Source organism: Vibrio sp. 10N.222.48.A3, from assembly GCF_041475345.1.
GTDB classification, from domain to species: domain Bacteria; phylum Pseudomonadota; class Gammaproteobacteria; order Enterobacterales; family Vibrionaceae; genus Vibrio; species Vibrio tasmaniensis_A.
On record NZ_JBFRVX010000349.1, the window covers coordinates 1 to 6,372 of the forward strand.

Genomic DNA, 6,372 nt, shown 5'->3' on the forward strand with positions numbered 1-6,372 from the left:
GCTTTAATTACAGGGTCAAAAGGCGGTATCGGCTCAGCAATTTCCTCTAAGTTAGTTGCAGACGGCTATCGTGTTATCGCGACTTATTTTACTGGGAATTACCAATGTGCCTTGGATTGGTTTAACGAAAAACAATTCACCGAAGATCAAGTGAGATTGTTTGAATTAGATGTTACCAATACTGCGGAATGTGCGCTGAGCTTAAGCAAGTTGTTAGAAGAAGAAGGCACGGTGGATGTGTTGGTCAACAATGCGGGTATAACGCGTGACAGTGTTTTTAAGAAGATGGATGCCGAAGCATGGAAAGACGTGATTGAAACGAACTTAAACAGCCTTTTCAATGTTACTCAACCACTGTTTGCGCCTATGTGTGAAAAGGGCAATTGCCGCGTCATTAATATCTCTTCAGTGAATGGTCTTAAAGGTCAATTCGGACAAACTAACTACTCAGCAGCGAAAGCCGGGATGATTGGTTTTTCAAAAGCGCTTGCCGCTGAAGGTGCTAGGAGTGGTGTGACGGTAAATGTTGTTGCCCCTGGCTACACAGGCACGCCTATGGTTGAACAAATGAAACCTGAAGTCCTTGATTCTATAAAGAATCAAATCCCAATGAAACGGTTAGCGACGCCTGTTGAAATTGCCGATGCAGTGGGCTTTTTAGCGAGTGAGTCTGGGGCGTACATTACAGGCGAAACATTGTCAGTGAATGGCGGCTTGTACATGCACTAATTGGCGAAACTGAAGGGATTGGAATGATGGAAAAAGTATTTATTGTTGCGGCCAAGCGCACTCCTATTGGTGCATTTACTGGGTCGCTAAAAAACGTATCTGCGGGTGAGTTAGCTGGCGTTGCGATCAAAGGCGCACTTGAGTCTGTCGATCTTTCGTTAGATGCGATTGATGAAGTGATCGTCGGCAATGTGATTTCGGCAGGTCAAGGCATGGGGGTTGCTCGTCAGGCTTCCATTTATGCGGGGCTTCCTGAGGAAACGCCAGCATACGGCGTGAACATGATTTGCGGCAGCGGTATGAAATCAGTGATGGACGCAGCGGCGCACATCAAAGCACAAGATGCTGAAGTGGTTATTGCTGCTGGCGTTGAAGTGATGTCCCAAATTCCGTTTGTGGTGCCCGCGAGTGTTCGTAATGGTCACAAAATGGGTGATATCTCAATGAAAGACTTATTGGTTGGTGATGGCTTAACCGATGCGTTTAATCACTACCACATGGGCATGACGGCTGAAAATATCGCCAACACGTTAAATGTTTCGCGCCTAGCTCAAGATAACTATGCCCTAGAAAGCCAACAGAAAGCCGTCGCAGCGATTGAAGCGGGTAAGTTTAACGAGCAAATCGTGCCTGTAGAAGTTAAGCAGCGCAGACAAACCGTCATTTTTGATACCGATGAGTATCCGAAGTCAGACGCGACATTCGAAGCTCTGCAAAAGCTTCGCCCAGCCTTTGACCGTGAAGGGTCTGTTACGGCAGGTAACGCTTCGGGCATCAATGATGGCGCAAGTGCAATCATCTTAGCGTCTGAATCGGCGGTCGTGAAATACGGCCTGACACCACTGGTAGAGCTGAGCAGCTACGCGCAATCTGGTTTAGATCCCAAAATTATGGGGTTAGGCCCAGTAGAAGCGGTATCTAAAGCGCTTGATAAAGCGAATCTCACCCTCGAAGAAATAGATTTGTTTGAATTGAATGAAGCGTTTGCAGCACAAGCTCTTGGCGTAATGTACCAATTGTCAGAGCAGCATGATTTACCGCTTGATGCGTTCAAGCCAAAGGTCAATGTGAATGGTGGGGCAATCGCGCTTGGTCACCCTCTAGGTGCGTCTGGCAATCGAATTATTGTTTCACTCATCCATGAAATGCTTGAACAGAAAACGACTTATGGCGTTGCTTCACTCTGCGTGGGTGGAGGAATGGGAACCGCTGTTTTGCTAAAAGGTATTGAAGGTTAGAGCCTAAGGTATCGATAGCAAGCTTAAACATCGGATCAGCTTTTCAAAGCATCGCGAGCTCATAGATGAATGTTGGCTGAAACGATGATTATACAAATTTATTAAACTATGTATTCATCAGGAGTTACTTATGTACACGGATATTTTCAAAACAATTACTGACCAAACAGAAAAGCAATTTGAACCGTACTTAAAGTTCAACAAGTTGGTTGCTAAGAACATTCAAACGATGACAGAACTGCAAATGAATGCGATGCAGACTTATACGGATATGGGCCTTTCTCAAATGAAGGCAGTCAGCGAAATCAAAGATGTAAACAGCCTGACCGCTTTCAATAGTCAACAACTCACGGCATTAACTCAACTGTCTCAGCAAATGATGAGTGACAGTTCGAAACTGCAAGCGGCTGCCAAAGAATTCAAAGACGATGTTGAAACACTAACAACTGAAAACTTGAAAACAGTCACACCTGCATAAACTTAATCGCCATCGAGTGAGGCAGTTTTACTGTCACATTCGGTGGCGATTTTCCGATTATTGGAGTCATGTTATGTTTCAACACTTCTTTTCGGACTACCTTGTTAAACTTCAACAAACAAACCAGCAATGGTGGGATAACTTTGAACAAAACAAGGAAGCCGCGCAATCTCCCCTAAATCAAGCGATGCAAGAATTGAATTTTGATGATGCATCAAAAATCTTCGAGCAAGCCGCCAACCAACCCGCCGTCCTGCTTCAGCTGCAATCTCAATGGTGGGAACAGCAACTGCAAATCTGGCAAAACGCAGCACTGATGGGCAACACTGAAAGTGTCATCTCAGAAGATCGCAGTGATAAGCGCTTTATCGATGATGCATGGAAGAACGACCCTTTCTATAGCTTCATCAAGCAATCCTATTTGTTATTCAGTAAAAGCTACATCGACACCATCAATTCTATCGAAGGCATCGACGAGAAAACCAAAGAGCGTGTGGCGTTCTTTTCACGTCAGGCAATCAATGCTCTCTCTCCTAGCAATTTCATTGCGACTAACCCAGAGTTGATGAAACTGACGCTTGAGCGAAATGGTGAAAACCTGCTTGATGGGTTAGAGCAGTTACAAGCAGACGTTGAAGCAAGCGCCGATATACTCAAGATCCGCATGACCAACAACAACGCTTTCCGATTGGGTGTAGATGTTGCGAACACGGAAGGTGATGTTGTTTTTCAAAACGAGCTGTTTGAGCTGATTCAGTATCATCCAAAGACACTGCAGGTTAACGCGACGCCTTTGTTGATCGTTCCGCCGTTCATCAATAAGTACTACATTCTTGACCTTCGTGAGAAGAACTCGATGGTGCGCTGGTTACTTGAGCAAGGACACAGCGTATTCATGATGTCTTGGCGCAACCCAGGTGAAGCGCAGAAGGACACTGAGTTTGGTGACTATGTCACGGAAGGCGTGGTTAAAGCCGTTGCTGCGATTGAAAACATCACAGGCAAAGAACAAATCAATGCGGCAGGTTATTGTATTGGCGGCACGGTACTCGCGTCTACGGTGGCTTACTACGCTGCGAAGCGCATGAAAAAGCGCATCAAAACAGCGACCTTTTTTACCACCTTGTTGGATTTCTCGCAGCCGGGTGAGGTGGGTGCGTACATCAATGAGACAATCATCAATGCTATTGAGAAGCAGAACGATGGCAAGGGCTATATGGATGGTCGTTCGTTGAGCGTGACGTTCAGTTTGCTTCGAGAGAACAGCTTATACTGGAACTACTATATTGATAACTACCTCAAAGGCAGTAGCCCGATGGAGTTTGATCTTCTGTACTGGAACAGTGACAGCACTAACGTGGCGGCTAAATGCCATAACTTTTTGCTGCGAGAGCTTTATCTTGAAAACAAACTGGTTCAAGACAAAGGCGTGAAAGTGGGCGGCGTATGGATTGATTTGAATAAAATTAAGATACCAAGCTACTTCATCTCGACCAAAGAAGACCATATCGCGTTGTGGCAGGGGACTTACCGTGGTGCATTGAACACTGGTGGCAACAAGACGTTTGTTCTGGGCGAGTCTGGTCATATCGCAGGCATTGTTAACCATCCAGAGAAAAAGAAATACGGCTACTGGTTGAACGACAACTTAGACGACTCTGCTGACGAATGGCTAAACAACGCAAGTCACAACGAAGGCTCATGGTGGACACACTGGGATCAATGGTTACAAGGCTTTGAAGCTGACGAGAAAGTCGAACCTTTCAATCAAGGTTCCGAGCTTCACCCTGTGATTGGCAAGGCACCGGGTAACTATGTAAAACAGGTACTTCCTATCGTCGATAAAGAAGTCGTTGATGTAGAGGCTCCGAAAAGCGACGCTTAGATTGTTTAACGTGAGTGGTTGATACCTATTTCTGCTAGGGTATCAGCCACTTATATCAGAGGTGCACTTATCAAACGCATCAATACCCAAACGCCCACTACCAATTTAGGTGTAACAATACAAATAGTCGTAAAAAAAACGGCCGTCTCGAGTTGTTGCATATGCCGTCAGTATGCTCCCACAATGAAGTATCTCTATTCACCCCAAATTTACCTTCGAGTTGGCAAACTATTCGCTACTTTCATAAGGAGAAGTAGCGATGAATTACCGCATGTTAATGACTCTAGGGGTTTTGTTTAGTACAAATGTATTGGCTGAACTTGATGAACCAGGCTGGGGAGGCGAAGTTGGAGTATTGGTCGGCTTTGGTAGTGAAACCGATGACTCAGAGGCTGTAAAAAAAGGCAGCTTGAACAGCAAGGGAGAATCGGATTCGAGTGCGCTTGTTGTACCGCTGGGACAGTTGCGCTACACATTTGGTTCAGATAGCGACCAGCAGGTCTTTATGGGGACCTCGCGTGGCGATATCATTGAAGGTGTTTTTGCTTTTGAATTTGGCTACGCACTGGAATATGGCAACGAATCGGTTGTATCTTTCTCTTACCTTCCAACAATCGCAAATGGTGAAGTATGGGAAGACCCGTTCATAGCCAATACTGCGAGGACTAAAACCGACATCTCTGGTGATACCTTTCGTGTACAACTCGACAACTTATTAGATATTGGTTTATCGGGTGATTTCGCTGTCTACAAGCAAGACATTAAAAATGACAAATCGGGCGTTCATCTAGGAGTGCCAACCGGTGTACTCCAACGTGACGCTAAAGGCTATTATGCAAGCCTATCTATGGAGATGCCTGTTAGTGAGAGCTCTTTTATCGAACCATCGTTGTCTTATCAAAAACATCTTGCAGACGGTAAAGCAGTTTCTTTCTCTGATTACTCTGGCTCGTTGACCTACATAATGATGGTGGATGATCATGCATTCTCGGTCAATGCAGATTACAGTCATCGCTCATATGATGCATCCAATCCAGTATTCAAGAAAACACGTGAAGACAATGGATATAGCGCAACGCTTGGCTATGAATATATGGACGTTATGGGTTGGCAAGACTGGGGATTCAACGCATTAGCGGGTTATTCTAGTAACAATTCCAATATTGCATTCTACGATACCAGCGGATATTTGATGAGTGTTGGTGTTAGCTATCACTTTTAAGTAATTGACTGCTTAATCACGATGAGTTGGGGCTAGCATATTTGTTAGCCCTTTTTATTGTTTATTTTTTCGGCTAGAGGCTGCAACTGAATATGAGTGATGAAGCTTAAATTCAGTCAATGGCGACCAAAAATGTCCGGTCGGATCGCCATGAAGCTTGGTCATTCAACTTAAACGAAGTTAAGTATTGGTATTTGATTTTTCTTCGACCGGCAAATGAAGCCGAGCCAACAAGCCTCCCTCTATTTCCTCTGCTTCAAGATGCCATCCTAGCTTCTTACATATTTTCTCGGTTAAATCCTGCCCAAGGCCAAAGCTATCTTGAAATGGCAGATCAAGTTCCTGTGTATTGATGTTCTTGATCACTATGCTGTTTTTTTCGAAATAGATATGGATCGTACCGCTGTGCGTGTATTGGAAAGCGTTACGAATGAGGTTACCAACGACAATTTTGATTGGAGTCTCTGGAAGTTCCACTGTTGGGGCATGAAGGTAATTGCGGATGATGTCGATCTCTTCACCTTGAATTAAATATTCTAACTCTTCTATCAAATTATCTAATAAAGCGACGACCGAAACTAAGCTCTGATTCGGTGGAGTTTCACTCTTTCGGACTAGCCAGAGCATGGTTTCGGTAATTTGCTGCATGTTGCTGCTCGCGCGGTCGATACGATTGATCGGGCGCTGTAAATCTGAGGGCAGGGAGATGCGCTCTAAGATCTCCATATTTGCTCGTATGATTGCAATAGGCGTTCGCAATTCGTGACTAGCATGAGATAGAAAACGTTGTTCTCTTTCTACCAAGTGCGCATTCTTACTT

6 protein-coding genes are annotated in these 6,372 nt (G+C 44.8%); 5 read left to right on the forward strand and 1 reads right to left on the reverse strand.

Annotated features, from left to right (window positions below):
- The 5 genes from AB4653_RS10935 to AB4653_RS10955 all read left to right on the forward strand — a co-directional run.
- On the forward strand, positions 1 to 729 hold a 729-nt coding region (locus tag AB4653_RS10935; protein WP_372104146.1), incomplete at its 5' end, for an SDR family oxidoreductase.
- Between the two features lie 26 nt (positions 730 to 755).
- The gene (locus tag AB4653_RS10940; protein WP_102258332.1) at positions 756 to 1,967 is read left to right on the forward strand and encodes an acetyl-CoA C-acetyltransferase; all 1,212 of its coding nucleotides are present in this window, start codon (positions 756 to 758) and stop codon (positions 1,965 to 1,967) included.
- A 130-nt stretch (positions 1,968 to 2,097) separates the two neighbouring features.
- Positions 2,098 to 2,445, forward strand: a complete 348-nt coding sequence (locus AB4653_RS10945) for a phasin family protein (RefSeq protein ID WP_009845466.1) — start codon at positions 2,098 to 2,100, stop codon at positions 2,443 to 2,445.
- 73 nt (positions 2,446 to 2,518) lie between these two features.
- Complete coding sequence (gene phaC / locus AB4653_RS10950; RefSeq protein WP_102258333.1) at positions 2,519 to 4,330, forward strand: class I poly(R)-hydroxyalkanoic acid synthase; 1,812 nt, start codon at positions 2,519 to 2,521, stop codon at positions 4,328 to 4,330.
- A gap of 259 nt (positions 4,331 to 4,589) precedes the next feature.
- Positions 4,590 to 5,552, forward strand: coding sequence for a DUF2860 domain-containing protein (locus tag AB4653_RS10955; protein WP_102258334.1), 963 nt, complete (start codon positions 4,590 to 4,592; stop codon positions 5,550 to 5,552).
- 180 nt (positions 5,553 to 5,732) lie between these two features.
- Here AB4653_RS10955 and AB4653_RS10960 read toward each other — a convergent pair.
- On the reverse strand, positions 5,733 to 6,372 hold a 640-nt coding region (locus tag AB4653_RS10960; RefSeq protein ID WP_372104149.1), incomplete at its 5' end, for a sensor histidine kinase.

What these genes read in the sequence shown, in the direction of transcription:
- AB4653_RS10945 (WP_009845466.1), top strand. Translation starts at nt 2,098, where the DNA reads ATGTACACGGATATTTTCAAAACAATTACTGACCAAACAGAAAAGCAA.
- AB4653_RS10955 (WP_102258334.1), top strand. Translation starts at nt 4,590, where the DNA reads ATGAATTACCGCATGTTAATGACTCTAGGGGTTTTGTTTAGTACAAAT.
- phaC (WP_102258333.1), top strand. Translation starts at nt 2,519, where the DNA reads ATGTTTCAACACTTCTTTTCGGACTACCTTGTTAAACTTCAACAAACA.
- AB4653_RS10940 (WP_102258332.1), top strand. Translation starts at nt 756, where the DNA reads ATGGAAAAAGTATTTATTGTTGCGGCCAAGCGCACTCCTATTGGTGCA.